Annotated in this window: 2 protein-coding genes; both read left to right on the forward strand. The window is 63.6% G+C overall.

What is annotated here, in order from left to right; all coding sequences use genetic code 11:
• A partial coding sequence (locus F8N62_RS31335; RefSeq protein WP_263597245.1) for a sensor histidine kinase occupies positions 1 to 915 on the forward strand: 915 nt, incomplete at its 5' end.
• Between the two features lie 43 nt (positions 916 to 958).
• Positions 959 to 1,657, forward strand: a complete 699-nt coding sequence (locus F8N62_RS31340) for a response regulator (RefSeq protein WP_150711778.1) — start codon at positions 959 to 961, stop codon at positions 1,655 to 1,657.
• Positions 1,658 to 1,757 lie beyond the last annotated feature (100 nt).

The following is a 1,757-nucleotide window of genomic DNA, read 5'->3' on the forward strand; positions in this document are numbered from 1 at the left end:
CCAATGGGGCGCTGGTGGTGGTGGCCGCTGTCGGTGGAGGACGGGCCATTGGCGTTACTCGGGGTGTGCGCGAAAGCGGGCCAGACCTTGAGCGGCCAGCGTCGGCGTTTGCTGACCGCATTGAGTCAGCCGCTGGCTCAGGCCTTGGCCCGGGCGCAGCTGGCCGAGGACCTCGAAGCCGCCCGACTGCACGGCGAAACCGAGCAGCTGCGCAGTGCCTTGCTGGCCTCGGTGTCCCACGACTTGCGTACGCCGCTGACGTCCATGCGCGGCAGCATCGACAGCTTGTTGGCGCTCGGCGAGGCGATCCCGCTGGAGGATCGCCGGGAACTGCTCGAAGGTACTCGCGATGAAGCTGAACGCCTCGACCGCTATATTCAAAACCTGCTGGACATGACCCGCCTCGGTCACGGTGCGCTGAAGCTGGCGCGGGACTGGGTGTCGCCGGCTGACATTGTCGGCAGTTCGCTCAATCGCTTGCGCGCAGTGCTGGCGCCGTTGCAGGTCAGCACCGATGTGCCGTCGCAGTTGCCGCTGCTGTACGTCCACGCCGCGCTGATCGAACAGGCGCTGATCAATGTGCTGGAAAACGCCGCGCGTTTTTCACCCGCTCAGGGCCGGCTGCAATTGCGTGCCGGGGTTGCTGAAAACGAGCTGTTCTTTTCAGTCAGCGATGAAGGGCCCGGGATTCCCGAGGATGAGCGGGCGAAGATTTTCGACATGTTCTACACCGCTGCGCGCGGTGATCGGGGGGGGCAGGGCACGGGGCTGGGGCTGGCAATTTGTCAGGGCATGGTCGGCGCTCATGGTGGGCGGATCAGCGTTGCCGATGGCATCGAAGGGCGCGGCACTTGCATCACCCTTCACTTGCCTTTGCAGGAACAACCCGACGTTGAAAGTGAGCATTCAGTGTGAAGCCTGATACCCTCTCGATCTCTCCCTGCCGCGACCGCCAACCATGAGCCAGACCGCGACCATTCTGGTCATCGACGACGAACCGCAGATCCGCAAATTCCTGCGCATCAGCCTCGCTTCCCAGGGCTATAAAGTGCTGGAAGCGGGCACCGGCACTGAAGGCCTGGCGCAAGCCGCGCTGAGCAAGCCGGACCTGCTGGTGCTCGACCTCGGCCTGCCGGACATGGACGGCCAGCAAGTGCTGCGCGAATTTCGCGAATGGTCGACGGTGCCCGTGCTGGTGCTGTCGGTGCGCGCCAGTGAAGGGCAGAAAGTCGAAGCGCTGGACGGTGGCGCGAATGATTACGTGACCAAGCCGTTCGGCATCCAGGAGTTTCTGGCGCGGGTGCGTGCGTTGTTGCGCCAGGCCCCGGCAGGGGAGGCGCAGCAAGCGGCGTTGTTGTTTGGCCCGTTGACCGTGGACCTGGCGTATCGACGGGTGTTGCTGGACGGTGTCGAAGTGGCGTTGACCCGCAAGGAATACGCGGTGCTCGCGCAACTGGCGCGGCATCCGGGGCGGGTGATCACGCAGCAGCAATTGCTCAAGGATATCTGGGGACCGACCCATACCGAAGACAGTCACTACTTGCGCATTGTGGTCGGACATTTGCGCCAGAAACTGGCGGATGATCCGACCCGGCCAAGGTTTATCGTGACCGAGGCGGGGGTTGGGTATCGGTTGCTGAGTGAGGGTGGTCTGTAGCTTTTGCGGTGATTGATCCGGCCTCATCGGGAGGAAGCAGGCATCCCGGGGCAGCTCTGTTGCATACTGAACCAGCGTTTCCTGTGCAATCTGCCGTCCC

Source organism: Pseudomonas fluorescens, assembly GCF_902497785.1.
GTDB lineage: Bacteria > Pseudomonadota > Gammaproteobacteria > Pseudomonadales > Pseudomonadaceae > Aquipseudomonas > Aquipseudomonas fluorescens_BO.

What these genes read in the sequence shown, in the direction of transcription:
- F8N62_RS31340 (WP_150711778.1), top strand. Translation starts at nt 959, where the DNA reads ATGAGCCAGACCGCGACCATTCTGGTCATCGACGACGAACCGCAGATC.